We start from the raw sequence: 22,010 nt of genomic DNA on the forward strand, positions 1-22,010 counted from the left end.
CGTCTCCCACCCCTCGGGCAGACTTGCCCCAGGTACGGATCTTCGCGGATTTCCGGGCACCGGCGCTCTCTGTTCACCCAAGTTTCCGGACAGATTTCCGCGATACCCGCGAACACCCGCGAAAACATGGGGCACGCGCACCAGCGCGCCGAGGGGGAGACACGTCATGAGCCAGGACGGTTCGCAGGGGCGCTACGCGGGCGGAGCCGTCGCCGGTGGCCGGTACCAGCTCCGTGATCTTCTCGGCGAAGGCGGCATGGCCTCCGTCTACCTCGCCTACGACGCGGCACTCGACCGCCAGGTGGCGATCAAGACCCTGCACACCGAGCTCGGCCGCGAACAGTCCTTCCGCGAGCGCTTCCGCCGCGAGGCCCAAGCCGTCGCGAAGCTCCAGCACCCCAACATCGTCTCCGTCTTCGACACCGGCGAGGACGAACTCGGCGGCGCCCTGATGCCGTACATCGTCATGGAGTACGTGGAGGGCCGGCCGCTCGGCTCGGTGCTGCGCGAGGACATCGCCACCCAGGGCGCGATGCCCGCCGACAAGGCCCTCAAGGTGACCGCCGACGTGCTGGCCGCCCTGGAGACCAGCCACGAGATGGGGCTCGTCCACCGCGACATCAAGCCCGGCAACGTCATGATCACCAAGCGTGGCGTCGTGAAGGTCATGGACTTCGGCATCGCCCGCGCCATGCAGTCCGGCGTCACCTCGATGACCCAGACCGGCATGGTGGTCGGCACGCCCCAGTACCTCTCCCCCGAGCAGGCCCTCGGCCGGGGCGTGGACGCCCGCTCCGACCTCTACTCGGTCGGCGTCATGCTCTTCCAGCTGCTCACCGGGCGCCTCCCCTTCGACGCGGACTCACCGCTCGCCATCGCGTACGCCCACGTGCAGGAGCAGCCCGCGACCCCGTCCACCCTCAACCGGGCGGTCTCCCCGGCGGTGGACGCGCTCGTCGCCCGCGCGCTGCGGAAGAACCCGAACGAACGCTTCCCCAGCGCCGTAGCGATGCGCGACGAGGTCCTCCGGGTGCTGAGCGCCTCGGGCCACGCCGCCGCCCCGGTGATCGTCGCCGGCGGTCCCCCCAACAGCGGGTCGGGCGTCGGCGCGGCGGTCTTCCCGCCGGTGGACCAGCACTCCCCGCCCACCCCGTACGGCATCCAGACCCCGTACCCGGCGCACCAGCAACCGCAGCATCCCGGCCCGTACGGGGTCCCGACCCCCACGCCGAGTTACGGCTACCCGCAGCCGGCCCCCGCGGCGTACCAGCAGACCCCGCCGCCGTACGCCGTCGCCGCGACCGGCAGCGGTACCGGCACGGGGAACGGCGGTGGCAAGCCCCGGCGGAACGCGGCGGTCCTGGGTTCCGTCGCCGTCGCGCTCGTCGCCGTCGTCGGCCTGCTGGCCGTCTACCTGACCAACCGTGGCGGGGACGAGGAACCGGAGGCCACCGACGGCTCCGGCAGCAGCGCGCCGGCGGTCGCGGGGCAGCACAAGGGCCCCGAGCGCAACCGGACGATGAACACCGACAAGTGCACCCGTCCGAGCACGGACGTCCGCGACCCGGAGAAGGTCTCCGCACCGGACTTCGTCTACAAGGACCTGCTCTCCGCCAAGGCCTGCGCCGACGCCGCAGGGTGGACCCTCAAGGTGATCGAGGAACCCGGCAACACCTACGCCGAGGACCAGATCGTCAAGCAGTTCCCGACCGCCGGTACGGCCATCGATCCGGACAGCGCCCACATCGAGGTGAGCGTCTCCACGGGGGACCCGAGCTAGTGCCGCGCCCGGTGGTCGGTGCGTGCGATCGCAAGGCGGCCGGAAGTCCTTGTAGCGGAGCTACCAGGGCTTCTGGTCAACGCAGCGAGTGCGCGTGCCGACCACCGCGACGGGGCAAAGCTTGCCGGGCACGGCGCTGGCGGCACTAGGTGTTCTGTCCACGGACCGCACCGGGCGGATCGGCCATCTGTGCGGGGCCCTGACCGGCCGTTCGGGTGAGACGGGGACGTGCCGTCACCGCGGCGGATGACATCCGTCGATCCGGGATGCCGGGACGGTGGGGGCGTGTGACGCTGATCCCATGGCTCCAGGTCCTCCGCCCTCGCGGTCTCCGTGGCTGTCGAGATCGCTGGCCTGTCTCCTGCTCGCCACTCTGACCGCCGTGCCGATGCAGACGGCCGGTGGGGCCGGTGGGGCCGCCTCCGCCTCCCCGCGTACGGACGCCACCGCCGCCGTTCCCTCCGTTCCCCCCGTCTCGCGTGCACCCGCCGCGCACCTGCCGTACCGGGCCCCTCCCGCGCCGCCCGCTCCGTCCACCCGCCACTCCCCGGGGGTCGAGCCGCCCCCGGGGTGGCCTTCGCCGGACTTCTACGCACCGGCTTCCGGCCGCCCGGCCTCCGCCGCCTCGGCCCCGGCGGGCGGAGTCGACGCGAGCATCTCCACGGGCCCCACCACGATCACGCCCCCGGCCGACCCGCTGGTCCCCCCGTCCGTCCATCGGTCCGGGCGACCGTCCGTGGGGCCGTCCTCGTCCCTGGACCCGTCGGGTAACCCCTCGGCCAGTCCGTCAACCAGGCCGTCGGAGGGCGGGGCACCGTTCGCCGGGCGGCCTGCCGGGGAGGGCCGGGTACGCCCCGGGCGGTCGCTGACCCCTGAGGAGCTCGCGTCGGCCGTCGCCGCTCTGGAGGACGACGAGGCGGTTCCCCCGCCCGCCCCGGTCTCCACCGCACCGCCCTTCCCGCCCTCGGAACCCGTGCCGGCGAATCGGCAGTACGCCCTGAGCGTCCGGGGCGCCGAACGGCTCCACGGGCTCTCCCTGGGCGGCGGTATCACCCTGGTCGGCCTCGGTCTGCTCTTCCTCGGCGTCCGCATGCGCCGCGCGGACTGACGCGGGACTGACGCGGGACTGACGCGGGACTGACACGGTCGACGCAGCCGAAGGCGTGGAAGCGGGTGGAGGCGTGGCGGCGGGTGGAGGCGTGGACACGGGCGAACGGGGGCCGAACGGGGTCCTCACCCGGTCATCCGCCGGGACATCCGGGGGGACCGATCACGCATTCAGGTACGTATCAGATGCGCGGGGGACGGTGGATCACGCCTAAGAAGGGGCACCACCCTTCTGTGCGGAGCATGTGCGAGACAATGGCGGCATGGAGATGCCGAGGAATGACCGGTCGCAGGAGCACCCCCAGGTCCTCGTGGTGGGACAGGACGGAATGGCTGTCGGCGGCGGTGCCAGTGGCGACGAGTCCCGCGAGGTCCCAGTGACGGAGATGGTCGAACAGCCCGCGAAGGTCATGCGCATCGGCAGCATGATCAAGCAGCTTCTTGAGGAGGTCAGAGCTGCACCTCTCGACGAGGCGAGCCGCGTCCGGCTCAAGGAGATCCACGCCAGTTCCGTGAAGGAGCTGGAGGACGGACTCGCGCCGGAGCTGGTGGAGGAGCTGGAACGCCTCTCGCTCCCCTTCACGGAGGAGTCGGTCCCCTCGGAGGCCGAGCTGCGGATCGCCCAGGCCCAGCTGGTGGGCTGGCTGGAGGGCCTGTTCCACGGCATCCAGACCGCCCTGTTCGCCCAGCAGATGGCGGCCCGGGCCCAGCTGGAGCAGATGCGGCGCGCGCTGCCGCCCGGCTCCGGCGACGAAGAGGGAGTCGCCGGCGACCCGCACGGCGCGATCCGCTCCGGCCCGTACCTGTAGGCCCTGTACCCGTGGGCGCCCTTACTTGTAGGTGTCCGTACCCGTGGGCGTCCGTACTCGTAGGCGTCCGTACCTGTAGACAGTGTCCGGCAGAGCCCGGCCCGCACGACCCGTCCGATGCGCATGCGGATCCGGAGGGGGGCCGTGCGGGCCGGGCTCTCGTCATGGAACTCCCGGGGCGGACCCCGGAGGCGGGTCAGCCCTGGTTCGCGGCGGGCGCCAGCAGGAGGACCTTGCCGACATGGGTGCTGGTCTCCAGCACCCGGTGGGCCTCCGCGGCCTCGGCCATCGGGATCGTACGGTCCACGATCGGGCGGACCACGCCGGCCTCGATCAGCGGCCAGACGTGCTCACGCACCGCCGCCACGATCGCGGCCTTCTCGGCGAGCGGGCGGCTCCTGAGCGAGGTCGCGGTGACGGCGGCCCTTTTGGCCAGCAGGGCGCCGAGGTTCAGTTCGGCCTTCGCGCCGCCCTGGAGGCCGATGATGGCGAGCCGCCCGTTGGTGGCGAGCGCCTCGACGTTCTTCGCCAGGTACTTCGCGCCGACGATGTCCAGGATGACGTCCGCGCCCGCACCGTCCGTCGCCTTGCGGATCTCCTCCACGAAGTCCTGCTCGCGGTAGTTGATCAGGATGTCGGCACCGAGTTCCGCACAGCTCGCCAGCTTCTCCGCACTGCCCGCGGTCACCGCGACCCGGGCGCCGACCGCCTTGGCCAGCTGGATCGCCATGGTCCCGATGCCGCTGGAACCGCCGTGCACGAGCAGGGTCTCGCCAGGACGCAGATGCGCCACCATGAAGACGTTGGACCAGACCGTCGACGTCACCTCGGGAAGCGCCGCCGCCGACACCAGGTCCACGCCCGCGGGCACCGGCAGCAGCTGCCCGGAAGGCACCGCGACCTTCTCCGCGTAACCGCCGCCGGCGAGGAGCGCGCAGACCTCGTCACCCACCGCCCATCCGCTCACCCCAGGGCCCAGCGCGGCGATCCGCCCCGCGCATTCCAGCCCGGGGTACGCGGACGCACCCGGCGGAGGATCGTAGAAGCCCTGGCGTTGCAGGACATCGGCGCGGTTCACCGCACTGGAGAGCACCTCCACGAGGACTTCGCCCTCGCCGGGTACGGGATCGGGCGCCTCGGTCCAGACGAGCGCCTCGGGGCCACCGGGGTCCGGGATAGTGATCGCATACATGATCGCGAGGCTACTCCGAAGCCACCGGGCGCACCCGGCAAGCTCCGTCCCCCGGCGGCCGGCGAAGCAGCTCGGCGGGCCGGGTGACCGGGTGACCGGGCGGGACGGACAGCCGGGCGGGGCGGGCGGCCAGGCGGACGGACGGGCGGCCGACGACCGGGCGTGGGCGCTACAGCCGCTGCGGGCCCTGCGGCGGGCGGTTCGGCGCCAGCGGGGAGGGCAGCGGGGAAGCCCGCACGACCACCACCACCCGGTCCGTCATCTGCAGGGGGCTCGCGGCGGGGTCGTCGTAACTGAGCATCCGGTGCCCCCGCACCACGTTCACCACCAGGTCGCCGGTCTCCCGGACTCCCTTGCCCACCTCGCTCTTTATCACCGGCCGCTCGATGAGGTCCAAGCCGCTGCCGTGCTGGATGAGGTCCTCCAGCACCGTGCCCGCGCTCGGGCTGAGCGCCGAAAGCCCCAGCAGCCGGCCCGCGGCACTCGCGCTGGTGATGACCGCGTCCGCTCCGGACTGCCGGAGCAGCGGGGCGTTCTCCTCCTCGCGCACCGCGGCGACGATCTTCGCGCTCTGGTTCAGTTGCCGAGCCGTCAGCGCCACCAGGACGGCGGTGTCGTCGCGCTGAGTGGCGATGATGATCTGCCGCGCCTTCTGGACCTCGGCCCGCAGCAGGACCGCGCTGCGCGTGGCATCTCCCAGCACCCCGGTGAACCCCTGCGCGTTGACCCCGTCGATCACCTTGCCGGACGGATCGACGATGACGATCCGGTCCTTCCGATGGCCGGTCGCGCAGAGCGTCTGCACGGCCGAACGGCCCTTCGTACCGAAACCGACGATCACACTGTGATCACGCACGTTGCTTCTCCAGCGATTCAGGAACTCGACGGTCAGACGGGTCGCCCTGTTCGGCGTATCGCGCGGTACGGCGCGGCTCCCAGGGTACGGAAGGACGTGGGACGGAACGGCCAAGCCGAACCCCTTACGCTTCTCTCCGCCGGTGACGGTGCACGACCGGGGAAGACACACCGCGTGCCGGGCACTTCGGCGTCCGTCCTCGTCGTCGATCCACGACCATGGGCCACGACGTGACCACCTGCCCGCCGCCGCCAGAGGACATGCCTTGAAGGACGAGAACCAACCAGCAGCCAGGACCAACAGGTTCTTCATCCTGCGGACCCTCTGGCACCGCTCGCGAGCGGAGGCGCGGGACGACAGCGAGGCCAGCCGTGCCATCACCATGCCCACGCAGGGCGCCCTGCCGCCGCTCCAACAGGTGCTCCGGCGCCTGGCGATGGCGCTGCTGGTGCTGGCGGTCACGGTGTTGATCGTCTGGGCCGACCGCGCCGGCTACAACGACACCTCCGACGGCAGCGTCGACCTGCTCGACGCGGTCTACTACGCGACCGTCACCCTCTCCACCACCGGTTACGGCGACATCACCCCGGTGAGCGACGGCGCCCGCCTCACGAACGTGCTGGTCATCACCCCCCTTCGAGTGCTCTTCCTGATCATCCTGGTCGGCACCACCCTCGAAGTCCTCACCGAGCGGACCCGACAGCAGGTGCGCATCCACCGCTGGCGGTCCCGTACCCGCGACCATGTCGTGGTGGTCGGCTACGGCACCAAGGGCCGGCACGCCATCGAGTCGCTGCTCTCCACGGGCATCGGCAAGGAGAAGATCGTCGTGGTGGACCCGCAGCAGAAGGCCGCGCACGCGGCCGGCGACGACGGGCTGGTGGCCGTGGTCGGCGATGCCACGCGCTCCGAAACGCTGCTCAAGGCCGAGGTCCAGAGCGCCAGTCGAGTGATCATCGCGCCTCAACGCGACGAGACGGCCACCCTCATCACCCTGACCGCCCGCCAGCTCAACAGGCACGCCACCATCGTCGTCGCGGTCCGGGAGGACGAGAACGTCCCGCTGCTCAAGCAGAGCGGCGCGGACACGGTGGTCACCAGCTCCAGTTCGGCCGGCCGCCTGCTCGGGGTCTCGATGGCCAGCCCACCGGTGGCCAGGACTCTGGAGGACCTGATGACCCACGGCAGCGGGCTGGACCTGGGGGAGCGCGCGGTGACCGAGGAAGAGATCGGCCGAGCGCCGCGCGAGTGCGCCGACCTGATCGTCGCGGTGCTCCGCAACAGGAAGTTGCTCGACTACACGGACCCTGCGGTCGCCGTCCTCCAACGGGCGGACCGCGTCATCAGCATCAGCCGGTCGGGGCCGACCGACCGCTGACACCCGGACCGGGACCACCTGCGCCCCGCCGGGCGCCGGTCTGCCTGGTGCCGGTTGCCCTGTGCCGGTTGCCCTGTGCCGGCCCGGCGCGCGTGTTTCACGTGAAACATGCGCGCCGTCTTCGGGACTGCCCGGGTATCAGCCGGGCCGCCGGACACTGCTCAGAACTCGCTCAGAACTCGCTCAAAACACTTCTCAGACCCACGGCAGATCGAGGATCTCCACCTCCGCACCGGGACGCAGACCGCCCGGCGGCACGACGGCCATCCCGTCGGCGGTGGCGATCCCCCGCAGCATCGCGGGGCCGTTGTAGCGCAGCGGCACGACGTGGTCCCTGGTTTCTCCGCGCCCGGCCCGATGGACCACGGGCACGAGCCGGGTGTCGTGCGGGTGCCCTTGCACCGCGTCATGGACGAGCGCCCGGTACGGCTCCTGCGCCACCCGCCCCGCGAGGCTGCCGAGGAGCGGAAGAGCGAGCGTGAGGAGTCCGGAGACCGCGGCGAGCGGGTTGCCGGGCAGCCCCACCAAACAGGGGCCGTCCGGTGCCAGTCTGGCCAGCAGCATCGGGTGGCCCGGGCGTACCGCCACTCCGTCGACCACCATGTCGGCGCCGATCCCGGAGAGGATCGGGTGCACATGGTCGACCGGACCGGCAGCCGTACCGCCGGTCGTCACCACCAGGTCCGCGTCGGTGGTGGTGAGCGCGTGCCGCAACGCCTCCGGGTCGTCCCCCAGACAGCGAGGGTCGGCGACGTCGGCACCGGCCGCCCGAAGCCATGGGCCGAGCATGGGACCGAGCGCGTCCCGGATGCGACCACCGTGCGGGAGACCCGAGGTGAGCAGCTCGTCACCGAGCACCAGCACCTCGACCCGGGGACGCGGTACGACGACGAGTGCGTCGTACCCGGCGGCTGCGGCCAGACCGAGGACGGCGGGGGTCACCAGCGTTCCCGGCGCCAGCAGTTGCTCGCCGGTCCGGCACTCCTGCGCCCGCGGCCGGATGTCCTGGCCGGGAACGACCGTGTGCCGGGCGTGCAGCATTTCCTTGGCCTCGTCCACCGCGGCGTGCTCCGAGCGGATGACCGCCGTGGCCTCCGTGGGGATGCGGGCACCCGTCGCGATCCGTACCGCCTCTCCGTCCGGCAGCCGGCCGAGGCCGCCGTCCCCGGCCAGAAGTCCTGAGCCCCCACCGAAGCGCCAGGGGCCCGGACCGGTGACGGCCCAGCCGTCCATGGCCGAGGTGTCGAAGGACGGCAGATCGGTGAGTGCCGCGAGCCCCTCGGCGAGCACATGGCCCAGGGAGCTGTCGAGCGGCAGCCGGATCGCGGGCAGCGAAGACCTCCGACCGGCTCGCACGGCGAGCGCCCGGGCCTGCTCCCAGTGCGTGACGGGTGGCCGGTGCACGGCTGCGGGCCCACTCTCCGGTACGGACTCGGCGGGTCCTGATGTCACGGAACCCGACTTCGCGGAGTCGGACTTCGCAGGACCGGACGGCGCGGAACCGGACTTCGCGGAGCCGGATGCCGCCGGAGGAGTCGGCCCCGAAGACCGGTCGGCCCGGTCGGCCCGGTCGGCCCGGTCGGCCCGGTCGGCCCGGTCGGCCCGGTCGGACGGCTGGGCCCGGTCTTCGACCGAGGGGGAGGGGGAAGGGGCGTGGCGGGAGGAGTCCGGGGGCGAGTGGTCGTGGGGCGAAGTCTCGTGCGGGGGAACCCGGTTGGCCAGGGCCAGCGCCTGTTCGACGGCACGCTCGTCCTCCGCCGAGGAGGCCACCCGCTCCGGCGCGGGGCAATCATCGAGCTCCGGAAGCACGAAGGGGGCTCCCGAGGCCCCCCGTCCCGAGATCCGCACGGTCGGGGCCTCCGAAGCCCTGAACGGCTCCCGGCCGGTCACGGGGCTCCGGCTCCCTTGCCGTCGCCCGACTCCTCTTCCCACCGCAGGGCGAGGGCGGTCGCCTTGCGGGCCGCCTCGGCCACGGCCCTGGGACCGTCGCCGGCTGCGGCGTTCGCGCGCGCCAGCCCCGCCGCATACCCGACGAGGAAGGTGGTGAGCGGGGCGGCGGGCCGCGCGACACCGTGTGCGGCGTCGCGCGCCAGGTCGAGCAGAACATCGGTGTCGACGTCGAGTTCGAGGCCCAGTTCGGTCTTGACTGCGGTGATCCATTCGTCCAGCACGGCCTCATGCTCCCTGATGTGCGCCCTCGCCAGCTTGATGTCGTCCCAAGTGTCGCAGTCGAAAGAGGCGAACTTCGGTGTGGCCAGGGCGTCCAGATCGAGTTCGTCCGTCAGCAGACGCAGCGGAAGTCCGATGAGGTTGCCGTGTTCGGTGGCGAGCAGAGCGAGCTCGCGCCGCAGTGGTTCGGCGCGGTAGACGGCGACCAGCGGCTGCCGGCGCCCGTCGGGGTCCGTGCAGAGGGCGCCTTCCCGGCCGCCCCTCTCGGCGGCGGCCAGCAGCGCGTCGATGGTGGCGGCGCCGAGGAACGGCAGGTCGGCCGAGAGCACCACGATCCAGGGCGCGGCGGTCTCTCGGACGCCCGCGCCCAGCGCGGCCACCGGCCCGCCTCCCGCGGGTGTTTCGCGGGTCCAGATCACCGGCCGGACCGTGGCTCTGCGGGGCCCCACCACGACCGTGTTCGCGGCACCGGCGCACGCGGCGAGCACCCGGTCGAGCAGCGCCCGGCCACCGACGCCGATCCCGGGTTTGTCGGCTCCCCCGAGCCGTCTGGCGGCCCCTCCGGCGAGGACGATGGCGTCATAGGCGGTCATGCGACGAGTATGGGCGCCCACTCCGGAGCGCGGCCGACCCGGGCACCTGCCTGGGCGGGGCCTCGGCGATGCCCGGCGGATCGAGGCCGGCGAGGGCGCTCCTCGCCGGCCTCGATCCGCCGGGCGTCGATCCGCCGGGCCCCTCGCCTACAGGGTTCGCAGCAGGACGGCCGGTCGTTCCACGCAGTCGGCGACGTACCGCAGGAAGCCGCCGGCCGTGCCGCCGTCACAGACCCGGTGGTCGAAGGTGAGGGAGAGCTGCACCACGTGACGGACCGCCAGCTCGCCCTCGTGGACCCATGGCCGGGGCACGATGCGGCCGACGCCGAGCATGGCCGCCTCGGGATGGTTGATGATCGGCGTGGACCCGTCCACTCCGAACACGCCGTAGTTGTTCAGGGTGAACGTGCCGCCCGTCAGTTCGGCCGGCGTCAGCTTCCCGCCCCGGGACACCTCGGTGAGGCGGGCGAGTTCGGCCGCCAGCGAGTCCACGGAACGCGTGTGGGCGTCGCGGACCACCGGCACGACGAGCCCCCGGTCGGTCTGCGCGGCGAAACCGAGGTGGACGGACGGCAGCCGTACGACCTCCCGGGCGGCGGTGTCCACGGTGGAGTTCAGCTCGGGATACTTATCCAGCGCGGCCACGCAGATCCGGGCCAGCAGTGCGAGGACCGACACCTTCGGGCCTGCGCTCGCGTTCATCGCCGTGCGGGCCGCCATCAGCTCGGTCGCGTCGGCGTCCACCCAGCAGGTCGCGTCGGGGATCTCGGTCCTGCTGCGGGCCATCTTGTCGGCCACCGCACCCCGTACACCGCGCAGCGCGATCCGCTCACCTGCCGCGGTACCGACCCGCGAGGGCTCGGAAGCAGACCCGGCGGCAGGTTCGGAGGCACCGACGGTGCCGTTGGCGGTGCACCCCTCCGCCGTCGTCGGCGCCTTACCGATCACCGATTCGACATCGGACCGCAGGATCAGCCCGTCCGGCCCCGATCCCGCGAGTTCGCCGAGGTCGAGTCCGTGCTGCCGGGCGAGTCTGCGGACGAGCGGCGAGATGACGGGGACCGGCCCGCCCGCCCCGGTCCGGGCACCCGCCGCAGCCGGAGGAGCCGAAGCCGCCGGAGGGGCCGGAGTGGTCGGGGCGTCCGTTGCGGTACCGGCCGGACCGGAGGCCGGAGCAGCGGTCGGCACCGAGACCGGGCGGACCCGTCGCCGGCGTGCCGCCGGGGCGGCCGTGCCGTACCCGACCAGTACATTCCCCGAGGCGCCGGCCGACGCGGGCTCCGCTGCGGATTCCGGCGTCGGCGCGACCGCGACCGTCATCAGCGGGGCGCCGACCGGGAGTTCCGCTCCCTCTTCGCCGAAACGGGCCGTCACCACGCCTCCGTACGGGCACGGCACGTCCACCAGGGCCTTGGCCGTCTCGACCTCGACCACCGGCTGGTCCACGGAGACGACCTCGCCGACCTGCACCAGCCACCGCACGATCACCGCCTCGGTCAGCCCCTCGCCGAGGTCCGGCAACTTGAATTCGAGCACCGTGGGCATCAGCGCGTCGCCTCCCACTGGAGCCGGGCGACCGCGTCGAGAACCCGGTCCACTCCCGGCAGATGGTGCCGCTCCAGCATCGGCGGCGGATACGGGATGTCGAAGCCGGTGACCCGCAGCACCGGCGCCTCCAGATGGTGGAAGCACCGCTCGGTCACCCGCGCGGCGATCTCGCCCCCCGGTCCGCCGAACCCGGCGGACTCGTGGACGATCACCGCGCGCCCGGTCCGCCGCACGGAGGCGGCGACCGTCTCGTCGTCGAAGGGCACCAACGACCGCAGGTCGACGACCTCCAAGTCCCAGCCCTCCGCCACCGCCGCCTCGGCCGCCTCCAGGCACACCGGCAGCGACGGACCGTAGGTGATCAGGGTCGCGCTCGTCCCCGCCCTGCGGACCACCGCCCGTCCGACGGGTCCGACCTCCGCCGGGGCCTCCGGCGACCAGTCGGACTTCGACCAGTACAGCCGCTTCGGCTCCAGGAACACCACGGGGTCGTCCGAGGCGATGGAGGCCCGCAGCAGCCCGTAGGCGTCCTCCACGGTGGCCGGGGTGACGACGTGGAGTCCCGGGGTGGCCATGTAGTAGGCCTCCGAGGAGTCGCTGTGGTGCTCGACCCCACCGATGCCACCGCCGTACGGAATCCGCACGGTCAACGGCATCGGGAGGGCTCCCCCGGTCCGGTTCCGCATCCGTGCCACGTGGCTGACGAGCTGCTCGAACGCCGGGTACGCGAACGCGTCGAACTGCATCTCCACCACGGGCCGCAGGCCGTACATCGCCATCCCGACCGCGGCGCCGAGAATGCCCGCCTCAGCGAGCGGGGTGTCCGTGCACCGCTCCTCGCCGAACTCCGCCGCCAGCCCGTCCGTGACGCGGAAGACGCCCCCGAGCGTGCCCACGTCCTCGCCGAGCACGTGTACCGAGGGGTCCTGCGCCATCGCGTCCCGCAGCGCCCGCCCCAGCGCCTGGGCCATCGTGGCCGGCCCCGAACGGCCGGCCCGCGCCCGCACCGCCGTCGTCATCGCCCGTCCTCCGTTTCCCGCTCGCCCTGCCCGTTCCCGGCCCGTCCGTGGTCGTTCCCGCCGTGCCCGGCCCGTCCGCCGGCGCCGTCCCCGGGGGATCCCCCGTGCCCGGCGTCGTCGTATCCGTCCGCGGCCTCCAGTTCGGCGCGCAGCCGGTCCTCCTGCTCCCGCAGCGGTCCGGTCCGCCGCGCGTAGACGTGCGCGAACAGGTCCGCCGGGTCGAGCACCGGATCGGCGTTCATCCGCTCCCGCAACGCCGCCGCCATCCGCTCCGCGTCCTGGCGCACCGCCCCCGCGGCGGCCTCGTCGAGCAGGCCGCGCCCGGTCAGCTCGCGTTCCATGAGCAGCACCGGGTCGTGGTCCCGCCAGGAGGCCACCTCGTCCTCTGAGCGGTAGCGGGTCGCGTCGTCGGCGTTGGTGTGGGCGTCCATGCGGTAGGTGATCGCCTCCACCAGCGTGGGGCCACCGCCGCTCCGGGCGCGCGCCACCGCCTCGGCGAGCACCTCGTGGACCGCCGCGGCGTCGTTGCCGTCGACCAGCCTGCCGGGCATGCCGTAACCGACCGCCTTGTGGGCGAGCGACGGTGCCGCCGTCTGCTTGGCCAGCGGCACGGAGATGGCGAAGCCGTTGTTCTGCACGAGGAAGACGACGGGCGCCCGCCACACGGCCGCGAAGTTCAGCGCCTCGTGGAAGTCCCCCTCGCTGGTGCCGCCGTCCCCGACCATGGCCAGCGCCACCACGTCGTCGCCCTTGAGCCGCGCCGCGTGCGCCAGACCGACCGCGTGCGGCAACTGCGTGGCCAGCGGGGTACAGAGCGGAGCGATCCGGCGCTCCCGTGGGTCGTAACCGGTGTGCCGGTCGCCCCGCAGAAGCGTCAGCGCGTCGACCGGGTCGAGCCCCCGGGCCACCGCGGCGAGCGTGTCCCGGTAGCTCGGGAAGAGCCAGTCGCGCTCCTCCAGCACCAGGGCGGCGGCCACCTGGCATGCCTCCTGACCCGTACTGGACGGATAGACGGCGAGGCGCCCCTGCTTGGTGAGCGCCGTGGCCTGCGCGTTGTACCGGCGGCCCCGCACCAGCTCGGCGTAGAGGCGCAGCAGCAGCCGCGGGTCGGCCCCGGCCGCGGCGTCCGTACCGAGCACCCGGTACGGCTCGGGGTCCGGGAGGAGAGGCACCGGATCGGTGAGCGGCTTCCAGGCCGGGGGCGGCGCGGGCCGGTAACCGGCCGGACCGGGCAGTTCTTGGACCGTCATGGGAGGCACCTCCTGGCATCGGGGCCGGCACACGGGAACACCCGGATACGAAGCCCGAGGAGAACGGAATCCCGCCGGGCCTCGCGCCCTACGTCGGGGTGTTACGTGGATCGGGTGTACGTGGAAGTGGAAGTGGATGCACGCGGACGCCGCCCGGGGCAGCCCCGGGTGACGTGTCTCACCTACCGATTGTTCGGTCGCGGGCGCAATTTGGCTACGGCCGCCCTCGCCCTGTGGACAAACGGTTGTCCACAGCCTGGGATGGAGGCAGCTCGTCCACAACAGGGAGGCGCGGGGGCATGGCAGCTGAACGAATGGCCGACGGGGCCGGGCGGACGTCCCCGGCCCGCCCGCTGGACGCCGTCGACCGGGACATCCTGCGCATCCTCCGTACCGACGGCCGGGCCTCGATACGGGCCGTCGCCGATCAGGTGCACGTCTCGCGCGCCAACGCCTACGCCCGCATCAACCGGCTCGTCGAGGACGGGGTCATCCGGGGCTTCAGCGCCCGGGTCGACCACGAGCGGGCCGGGCAGGGGGCGTCCGCCTACATCACGCTCAAGATCGTGCAGAACTCCTGGCGGACCGTGCGCGAGCAGCTCCGGGCACTCCCCGGAGCCACCCACATCGCGCTGGTCAGCGGCGATTTCGACGTGCTGCTGCTGGTCCACACCCCGGACAACCGCGCCCTGCGCGAGCTCGTCCTCACCCGTATCCAGGCCATCGACGAAGTGCTCTCCACCCGCACCCTGCTGGTGTTCGAGGAGACGGAACTGGGCCACGGCCCGGACCGTCCCACGGACCGCCTGGCGGACCGTCCCTCCGACCTCGCCTGACAGCGCCGCGACCGGTGGCACCCACCGTGCCCGGTACGCGCCGCTTCACCGGCCGGCGGAACGCATCCCCTCGAAGGCCAGCCGCACGACGGTCCCCGGCAGATCGTCCACCGCCCACGCCCCGTCCGCACCGCCCGGACCGGTGACGGCCCCTTCGGGGTGCGGGCGGTACCACTCGACCAGCGAGTTGACCATGCCGAACAGCAGCCGGGTGGCGAGCCGTATGTCCACGTCGGCCCGGAGGTCCCCGTCCGCGACGGCCGCCTTCAGCAGGGCCGACACCCGCTGGTCGAACTCGCGGCGACGCTCCAGCGCCCAGCGCTCGGTCTTCGTGTTGCCCCGGACGCGCAGCAGCAGGGTGACGTAGGGGAGCTCCGCCATCAGCACCTCCACCGTGCGGCGCGTGACGTACTCGACCCGCTCGACCGCACGCCCCCGCACCGCGCCCGGCTCGTCGAGAATCCGGAAGAGGCCGTCGATCGCACGGCTCACCGCACGGCGCAGGAGCTCCTCCTTGCCCGCCACATGGTGATAGATCGACGACTTCGAGATGCCCGCCGCCCGGGAGAGGTGCTCCATGGACGTGCCGTCGTACCCGCGCTCGTTGAAGACCCGCACGGCGACGGTCAGCAGGGTCTCCGGGGTGTACGTGTCCCGCTTGGCCGTGGTCATGAACGCGATCCTCCCCCATGAGTTGTCCACAGGTTGTCCGGGGCCCCTTGTCCCGACCGATCGTTCGGTTACTCTAACTCCGTCAGCACGTCCCCGCCCGGCTCGATGAGGAGTTGGTCCGCCATGGCCGCCGCGCTCTCCCTCCAGAAGCTGTCCGAGAACCACCGGCCCACGCTCGACCGGGCCCTCGACGCCATCCGGACCCGCGCCTACTGGTCACCCCATCCCGAGCACCCCAAGGCGTACGGCGAGGGCGGCGCACCCGGCAGCCTCGGAGCGGCCGAGGGCAGAGCGGCGTTCGACGCCCTCCTGCACACCCGCTTCGACCTGGGCCAGCCCGGCACGGACGGATGGGCGGGCGCCGAGGTATCCCCGTACGGCCCCGAGCTGGGCATCGAGTACCCGCACGCCGACCCCGACGTCCTGCTGCCCGCGATGCGCGCCGGTACGGCGGCCTGGCGGGCCGCGGGGCCCGAGGCGCGGGCACTGGTCTGCCTGGAGATCCTGGCGCGCGTCGGTGCCCGTACGCACGAGCTGGCGCAGGCCGTCATGCACACCAGCGGACAGGCCTACCTGATGGCCTTCCAGGCGGGCGGCCCGCACGCCCAGGACCGCGGTCTGGAAGCGGTCGCGTACGCGTACGAAGAGCAGCTCCGCACCCCCGCCGAGGCCGACTGGTCCAAGCCACAGGGCAAGCGGGACCCGCTCCGGCTGCGGAAGTCGTTCACAGCGGTGGGCCGCGGTGTCTCCCTGCTGATCGGCTGCAACACCTTCCCCACCTGGAACGGCTACCCGGGCCTCTTCGCCTCGCTGGCCACCGGCAATCCGGTCCTCGTCAAGCCGCACCCGCGCGCCGTACTCCCGCTCGCGCTCACCGTCCGGATCGCGCGCGAGGTGCTCGCCGAGACCGGATTCGACCCCAACCTCGTCGCGCTGACGGCCGAGCGGCCCGGAGAGGGGATCGCCAAGGAGCTGGCGGTGCGCCCGGAGGTCCGGATCATCGACTACACCGGCTCCACCGCCTTCGGGGACTGGCTGGAGACCCACGCCCGCCAGGCCCAGGTGTACACGGAGAAGGCCGGCGTCAATACCGTCGTGATCGACTCCACCGACGACTACACCGGCATGCTCACCAACCTCGCGTTCTCGCTCTCCCTCTACAGCGGCCAGATGTGCACGACCCCGCAGAACCTCCTCGTCCCCCGCGACGGCATCAGCACCGACACCGGCCCCAAGACCTACGACGAGGTGGTCGCCGACCTCGCCGCGGCGGTCTCCAAGCTCCTCGGCGACGACGCGCGCTCCGCCGCCCTCCTCGGCGCCCTGGTCAACCCGGACGTGCGGAGCAGGCTCGAAGCCGCGCCGGACCTCGGCGAGGTGGCACTCGCCTCGCGCGAGGTGCCGCACCCCGAATTCCCGGAGGCGGTGGTCCGAACGCCCGTGATCGTGAAGGTCCTCGCGAAGGAGCCCGGCCCGGACGGCACGGAACCCGTCCATCTCTCCGAGTGCTTCGGCCCGGTCTCCTTCGCGGTCGCCGTGGACTCCGTCGCCGACGCGGTGGACCTCTTGCGCCGCACCATCCGGGAGAAGGGCGCGATGACGGTCGGCGCCTACACCACCTCTCCCGAGGTGGAGCGCGCGATCGAAGAGGTCTGCCTGGAGGAGTCGGCCCAGCTCTCGCTGAATCTGACCGGCGGGGTCTACGTCAACCAGACGTCGGCCTTCTCCGACTTCCACGGCTCCGGCGGCAACCCGGCGGCCAACGCGGCGCTCTGCGACGGCGCCTTCGTGGCGGGACGCTTCCGCACCATCGAGGTCCGCCGCCAGGCCTGAGGACCGACGGGCCGGCCCGGCCGGGCCTGATCAGGTCCGGCCGGCCCAGGCCCGGTCGGCTCAGGCCCGTTCGGGCCGGGTCCGTTTCGGCTCAGGCCCGTTCGGGCCGGGTCACGCGGAGGGGTCCGGCACCTCGGCGTACCGCTGGACCCATGCGTGCATGGCGACGGCGGCGGCCGCACCCGCGTTGATCGACCGTGTCGAGCCGAACTGCGCGATCGAGCAGACCATCGAAGCGTGGGCCCTGGCCTCCTCCGTGAGGCCCGGGCCCTCCTGGCCGAAGAGCAGCACACAGCGCCGGGGCAGCACGGTCCGCTCCAGCGGCACGGCCCCGGGGAGGTTGTCGATCCCGATGATCGGCAGCCCCTCCGCAGCGGCCCACGCGGTCAGGTCGGCGGTGTCGGCGTGGTGTCGCACATGCTGGTAGCGGTCGGTGACCATGGCGCCGCGCCGGTTCCAGCGCCGTCGGCCGACGATGTGGATCTCCTTGGCGAGGAAGGCGTTCGCCGTGCGGACGACCGAACCGATGTTGAAGTCGTGGCCCCAGTTCTCCACCGCCACGTGGAAGTCGTGGCGCCGCAGATCGAGGTCGGCGACGATCGCCTCGCGGGTCCAGTAGCGGTACTCGTCCACCACATTGCGCCGGTCGCCGCCGGCCAGCAGCTCGGGGTCGTACCGCTCGCCCTCCGGCCACGGGGCCGGGTGCGGACCGACGCCGATGCCGTCCCCGAAACCGTCGTCGTACTGCGCCGGTTCCGGGGCGGGATCGGGCCCCTCGGCCACGAAGGGCACGAATTCCTCTGTACTGCCGGTCTCACTGCTCACCCGACGAGCGTATGGCCCCCGTCGCCGGGGCGCTGCGGGGGCTCCCCGCCCGGCCCGGCGACCGCCGTGCCGGCAGGCTCCCGCGGACCGGGTACGCGCCCCGCGGCCGATCGCGGACGGCCGAACCGGGCCGACAGCCGGTCCCGGCCGAAGCCGACGCGGGCACCGCACCACACCAGGAAGGCCGTGGGCAGGAACACGGCGTCCGCCGAGATCATCGCCATCGAGAAGAAGGGCAGACCCAGCAGGACCGCGATCCCGGCGTGCTCACCCATCATCACCACCAGCAGCACGTTCTTGACCCGCCGGTTGAAGAGCGTGAACGGGAACGCCACCTGCACGATCACCGTCGCGTACGTCACCACCATCACCATCACCGCGCTGGCCGCGATCAGGTTCGACAGCGCGGGCCACGGGGTGAAGTAGTCCAGCTTGAGGGGGTAGTACAGCGCTGTGCCGTCCTGCCAGCGCGAACCCTGGATCTTGTACCAGCCGGCGGTCGCGTAGATCAGACAGACCTCGGCCATGATCATCACGAGAGCGGCGTTGTGGGCGAGGTTGGTCACCACGTCGAGCAGCACCCGTGGCTGACCGTCCGGCGCGTGCCGGGTCACGGCCCACCGGGCGGCAGCCCCCACCCACACCAGCCAGAGAAGCGTCGGGAGCCACCAGGTGCCACCCAGACCACCCTGCACATGGGCGACCAGCAGCACCGTCCCGAGGACCGCCCAGAGCAGCGGCCCGACCACGTCACGGGCCGGCCCCAGGCCCGCCGCCCGGCGGGCTGCATCCCGTGCTGCCCGCCGCGCGTCCAGCGACCAGACCTGGCCGCAGCGGGTCAGCACGAGGTAGATCGCCATCAGGTGGACGACGTTGTCACCGCCGTCGCCCATGAAGACGTTGCGGTTCTGGATCGAGAGGACCCCGACCATGAAGAGGACGGACATCGTCCGGGTGCGCCATCCGAGCAGCGTGCAGAACGCCGACACGAGCGCGAGCGCGTAGACCACCTCGAACCACGCGGAACTGTCCGACCACATCAGGACGGTGAAGGCGTCATTCTCGGATATCAGCCGGTGCGCCAGGTCCCACTGCCAGGGGCTGTCCGGCCCGTACAGCTCATGCCGGTACGGCACTTCGCGCAACAGGAACAGCAGATACGTGGCGGCGAACCCGATCCGTATGACCGCGCTCTGGTACGGGCCGAGGGCGGCGGCGGTGATCCGCTGGAGGAAGCGGCCGATCGCGCCCGAACGCCCGAGGGGGGCGGCGGTGACCGCCGGGGGGACGGTGTTCACTGGTCGGCCTCCTCGCCGGACGCGGCCTCCGGGGCCTCGCTGCCCTCGGGCAGATCACCTGCGGACACGGTCCACCAGGCGAGCTCGCGGTATATCGGCTGGGTGCTGGTCTTCTCGGTGCTCCACGGCGGCGCCGAGACCATACGCGCCGACGAGCGCAGCTGGATGCGGTCGATCGTCCCGCCGTAGTCGTGTTCCCCGAGCCGGAGCATCACGATGCGCCGCAGATAGGCCTCCGCGAGTTTTCCGCGCGACCCGGTCGAACGGTTCTTGTCGTCATGGGTGTTGACGTAGAAGTCCCATGCCCGGCGCAGCTCGTTCTGGTGCGCGTGACTGGGCAGCGGGTTGTGCAGGATCGCCTTGCCGTCCTCCCCGCTGAGACTCATCCAGGGGGTGGTGCGGCGGTCCCCGTTCGCTTCGACGACCTCCGCCCGGACATGCACGGAGATGTTCTGCTGGAGCGGATTGGGAGCGAAGAGCTTCCAGTTCTGCTCGAACTCCGGATAGATCCAGTCATAGATGCCCTGTCCGTACTGCTTGGACAGGGTGTTCGACGGCGCGACGTGCAGGAAGACCATGGCCAGGTGGATACAGGTGAACAGGCCGAGGACGACCATCACCACGCCCGCGACGACCCGGTACGGGGTCGACAGCCCGGCTATCCCGGCCTGCGCCGGGCCCGGAGCGGCAGCGGAGAGCGTCCGGGCTCCGGTGTCGGGCCCACCCGGGCCCCCGGCACCGCTGCCGTCCGGACCCTCTTCGCGCCCCCCGGCGCTCACCCCGCCCGGCCCCGGCGGCACGAGGCCCGAAGCCGCGGTGTCGCCGTCGTGGTCCCGGCCCACGTCATGTCCGTCGGGCCCGGGCGCCGGCTCGTGCCCATCCGTACCGGGCGGCCAGACCGGCGCCTGAGAAGCGGGCGGCGCCCAGCGTGGCGCGGCGCCCGATACCCCGCCGACGGCCCGGTCACCTGCGCTCTTCCCGGCACCGACTCCCTCGGGATCACCGGCGTCGGCCCCGGGGTCCTCCGCGCGGGCCCCGGGGTCCTCCGCGCGGGCCCCGGGGTCCTCCGCGCGGGCCTCGGGCCGCTCCCGGGACTGGTCAGCAGCCCGTTCCGCAGGCGGTTCGGCGGGTTGTCCGCCCGGCCTCTCCCGCTCCCCGGGCTGATCACCGGCCGACTCGTCGGGCGCCTGGTTCCTGCGTTCCCCGGCCGGCTCCTCGCTCTCGTCGGCCGGCCGATTCGAGCGCCCCCCGTGATCCGATTCCATCCCGCCCCGATCGTCGTCGATCATCCCTCGGTTATCCACAGGGTTGACACCCTACGGTCCACCGGCCGACCATTGAAGTCGATGGACCGAACGATCGGTCGGGACGGAGTCGTCATGGCGACAGTGACCGCGGGTCGGCAGGCACCGGACGGTGCGGGCGCCGCCGCAGCGGGGGAGGACAGCCGCGTGGCGTCGTTCGACGCCATGGTGGCGGCGGACGAGCGGATCGAGCCCCGCGACTGGATGCCGGACGCGTACCGCGACACGCTGGTCCGCCAGATGGCTCAGCACGCGCACTCCGAGATCATCGGGATGCAGCCCGAGGCCAACTGGATCACCCGGGCCCCTTCCCTCCGCCGCAAGGCCATCCTGATGGCCAAGGTGCAGGACGAGGCGGGACACGGCCTGTACCTCTACAGCGCCGCGGAAACCCTGGGCACCAGCCGGGACGAGTTGCTCGACAAGCTCCACGCCGGCCGTCAGAGGTACTCCTCGATCTTCAACTACCCCACGCTGACCTGGGCGGACGTGGGCGCCATCGGCTGGCTGGTGGACGGCGCCGCCATCACCAACCAGGTACCCCTGTGCCGCTGCTCGTACGGCCCGTACGCCCGCGCGATGGTCCGTATCTGCAAGGAGGAGTCCTTCCACCAGCGCCAGGGGTACGAACTCCTCCTGACGCTGAGCCGCGGCACACCGGCCCAGCACCGGATGGCACAGGACGCGGTGGACCGCTGGTGGTGGCCGTCGCTGATGATGTTCGGCCCGCCGGACGATGAATCCGCGCACTCCGCGCAGTCGATGGCCTGGAAGATCAAGCGCCACTCCAACGACGAGCTCCGCCAGCGCTTCGTGGACATCTGCGTCCCGCAGGCCGAGTCCCTCGGCCTCACGCTGCCCGACCCCGACCTCCGGTGGAACGACGCCCGGGGCCGGCACGACTTCGGCGCCATCGACTGGACGGAGTTCCAGGAGGTGCTCCGGGGCAACGGCCCGTGCAACGACGAGCGTCTCGCCCAGCGCCGCCACGCCCACGAAGCCGGTGCCTGGGTCCGTGACGCCGCAGCCGCGTACGCGACGAAGCAGACGAGACGTACGCCCGAGCCGCACGGGACCCAGCCGTACGCGGCGGCGGTAAGCGTTGCGGCAACGGCCGAGGCGGCTGAGGCGTCTGAGGCGTCTGAGGCGAAGATCACTGCGGCGGACACGGCTGCGGCGAACAGGGCAGAGCCCACCAACCCGGCACCGGACACGGAGGCGACGGCATGAGCGGCACGACCGACTGGCCCCTGTGGGAGGTATTCGTCCGCTCCCGCCGAGGGCTCTCTCACACGCACGCGGGCAGCCTGCACGCCCCCGACGCCGCCATGGCACTGCGCAACGCGCGCGACCTCTACACCCGCCGCGCGGAGGGCGTCTCGATCTGGGTGGTGCCCTCCACCTCGGTCACCGCCTCCTCACCCGACGAGAAGGACTCCTTCTTCGAACCGGCTGCCGACAAGCCCTACCGCCACCCGACCTTCTACGAGATCCCGGAAGGAGTGCGGCACCTGTGACCGCCACCCCGCACGACGCGACAC

18 protein-coding genes and 1 pseudogene are annotated in these 22,010 nt (G+C 72.3%); 8 read left to right on the forward strand and 11 right to left on the reverse strand.

Features of this window, described 5'->3' with window-relative positions:
- Positions 1–166 precede the first annotated feature (166 nt).
- From ACFYPN_RS19065 to ACFYPN_RS19075, 3 genes are all read left to right on the forward strand, one after another.
- On the forward strand, positions 167–1,780 hold the full coding sequence (locus tag ACFYPN_RS19065) for a protein kinase (RefSeq protein ID WP_389299538.1): 1,614 nt from the start codon (positions 167–169) through the stop codon (positions 1,778–1,780).
- Between the two features lie 301 nt (positions 1,781–2,081).
- Entirely contained in the window at positions 2,082–2,888 is an 807-nt protein-coding gene (locus ACFYPN_RS19070) for a hypothetical protein (protein ID WP_389299541.1), read from the forward strand.
- 262 nt (positions 2,889–3,150) lie between these two features.
- A complete protein-coding gene (locus tag ACFYPN_RS19075; protein ID WP_358764045.1) occupies positions 3,151–3,696 on the forward strand; it encodes a bacterial proteasome activator family protein in 546 nt (181 codons plus the stop codon).
- A gap of 196 nt (positions 3,697–3,892) precedes the next feature.
- Here ACFYPN_RS19075 and ACFYPN_RS19080 read toward each other — a convergent pair whose 3' ends face one another.
- Together ACFYPN_RS19080 and ACFYPN_RS19085 are read right to left on the reverse strand one after the other, a co-directional pair.
- Complete coding sequence (locus ACFYPN_RS19080; protein ID WP_358764047.1) at positions 3,893–4,888, reverse strand: NAD(P)H-quinone oxidoreductase; 996 nt, start codon at positions 4,886–4,888, stop codon at positions 3,893–3,895.
- 169 nt (positions 4,889–5,057) lie between these two features.
- Positions 5,058–5,765, reverse strand: a pseudogene (locus ACFYPN_RS19085) (potassium channel family protein); the annotation flags it as partial.
- Between the two features lie 292 nt (positions 5,766–6,057).
- On the opposite strand from ACFYPN_RS19085, the gene ACFYPN_RS19090 reads away from it, so the two are divergent.
- Positions 6,058–7,122: a potassium channel family protein gene (locus ACFYPN_RS19090; protein WP_389299846.1), complete on the forward strand. Its 1,065-nt coding sequence runs from the start codon at positions 6,058–6,060 to the stop codon at positions 7,120–7,122.
- A gap of 195 nt (positions 7,123–7,317) precedes the next feature.
- On the opposite strand, the gene ACFYPN_RS19095 is transcribed toward ACFYPN_RS19090, so the two are convergent.
- From ACFYPN_RS19095 to pdhA, 5 genes are all read right to left on the reverse strand, one after another.
- A complete protein-coding gene (locus tag ACFYPN_RS19095; protein ID WP_389299543.1) occupies positions 7,318–8,931 on the reverse strand; it encodes a molybdopterin-binding protein in 1,614 nt (537 codons plus the stop codon).
- Positions 8,932–9,008: 77 nt separating this feature from the next.
- Positions 9,009–9,884, reverse strand: a complete 876-nt coding sequence (locus ACFYPN_RS19100) for an NTP transferase domain-containing protein (RefSeq protein WP_389299545.1) — start codon at positions 9,882–9,884, stop codon at positions 9,009–9,011.
- A 147-nt stretch (positions 9,885–10,031) separates the two neighbouring features.
- Positions 10,032–11,429: a dihydrolipoamide acetyltransferase family protein gene (locus tag ACFYPN_RS19105; RefSeq protein WP_389299547.1), complete on the reverse strand. Its 1,398-nt coding sequence runs from the start codon at positions 11,427–11,429 to the stop codon at positions 10,032–10,034.
- Positions 11,429–12,451 carry an alpha-ketoacid dehydrogenase subunit beta gene (locus ACFYPN_RS19110; RefSeq protein ID WP_389299549.1) on the reverse strand — a complete coding sequence of 341 codons (1,023 nt, stop codon included), beginning with the start codon at positions 12,449–12,451 and terminating at the stop codon, positions 11,429–11,431. Before ACFYPN_RS19110 ends, ACFYPN_RS19105 begins: the two co-directional genes overlap by 1 nt.
- Complete coding sequence (gene pdhA / locus ACFYPN_RS19115; RefSeq protein ID WP_389299552.1) at positions 12,448–13,701, reverse strand: pyruvate dehydrogenase (acetyl-transferring) E1 component subunit alpha; 1,254 nt, start codon at positions 13,699–13,701, stop codon at positions 12,448–12,450. Before pdhA ends, ACFYPN_RS19110 begins: the two co-directional genes overlap by 4 nt.
- A 314-nt stretch (positions 13,702–14,015) precedes the next feature.
- Between pdhA and ACFYPN_RS19120 the strand changes: the two genes are divergently transcribed.
- Positions 14,016–14,537, forward strand: a complete 522-nt coding sequence (locus tag ACFYPN_RS19120) for an Lrp/AsnC family transcriptional regulator (protein WP_389299848.1) — start codon at positions 14,016–14,018, stop codon at positions 14,535–14,537.
- 45 nt (positions 14,538–14,582) lie between these two features.
- On the opposite strand, the gene ACFYPN_RS19125 is transcribed toward ACFYPN_RS19120, so the two are convergent.
- Positions 14,583–15,209: a TetR/AcrR family transcriptional regulator gene (locus ACFYPN_RS19125; protein WP_389299554.1), complete on the reverse strand. Its 627-nt coding sequence runs from the start codon at positions 15,207–15,209 to the stop codon at positions 14,583–14,585.
- 123 nt (positions 15,210–15,332) lie between these two features.
- Between ACFYPN_RS19125 and paaN the strand changes: the two genes are divergently transcribed.
- Positions 15,333–17,042 carry a phenylacetic acid degradation protein PaaN gene (gene paaN, locus ACFYPN_RS19130; protein WP_389299555.1) on the forward strand — a complete coding sequence of 570 codons (1,710 nt, stop codon included), beginning with the start codon at positions 15,333–15,335 and terminating at the stop codon, positions 17,040–17,042.
- A 111-nt stretch (positions 17,043–17,153) separates the two neighbouring features.
- On the opposite strand, the gene ACFYPN_RS19135 is transcribed toward paaN, so the two are convergent.
- Genes ACFYPN_RS19135 through ACFYPN_RS19145 form a run of 3 tightly spaced genes read right to left on the reverse strand, consistent with a single transcriptional unit; the run spans position 17,154 to position 20,007 of the window.
- On the reverse strand, positions 17,154–17,867 hold the full coding sequence (locus ACFYPN_RS19135; RefSeq protein ID WP_358761611.1) for a TrmH family RNA methyltransferase: 714 nt from the start codon (positions 17,865–17,867) through the stop codon (positions 17,154–17,156).
- A complete protein-coding gene (locus ACFYPN_RS19140) occupies positions 17,864–19,165 on the reverse strand; it encodes an HTTM domain-containing protein (RefSeq protein ID WP_389299558.1) in 1,302 nt (433 codons plus the stop codon). Before ACFYPN_RS19140 ends, ACFYPN_RS19135 begins: the two co-directional genes overlap by 4 nt.
- Positions 19,162–20,007 carry a DUF5819 family protein gene (locus tag ACFYPN_RS19145; protein ID WP_358761615.1) on the reverse strand — a complete coding sequence of 282 codons (846 nt, stop codon included), beginning with the start codon at positions 20,005–20,007 and terminating at the stop codon, positions 19,162–19,164. The genes ACFYPN_RS19140 and ACFYPN_RS19145 overlap by 4 nt, the downstream gene beginning before the upstream one ends.
- A 537-nt stretch (positions 20,008–20,544) precedes the next feature.
- On the opposite strand from ACFYPN_RS19145, the gene paaA reads away from it, so the two are divergent.
- Positions 20,545–21,699, forward strand: coding sequence for a 1,2-phenylacetyl-CoA epoxidase subunit PaaA (paaA, locus tag ACFYPN_RS19150; protein WP_389299560.1), 1,155 nt, complete (start codon positions 20,545–20,547; stop codon positions 21,697–21,699).
- Entirely contained in the window at positions 21,696–21,986 is a 291-nt protein-coding gene (gene paaB / locus ACFYPN_RS19155) for a 1,2-phenylacetyl-CoA epoxidase subunit PaaB (RefSeq protein WP_389299563.1), read from the forward strand. Before paaA ends, paaB begins: the two co-directional genes overlap by 4 nt.
- The last annotated feature ends 24 nt before the right edge of the window (positions 21,987–22,010 follow it).

Source organism: Streptomyces sp. NPDC005576, from assembly GCF_042871745.1.
Lineage (GTDB): Bacteria > Actinomycetota > Actinomycetes > Streptomycetales > Streptomycetaceae > Streptomyces.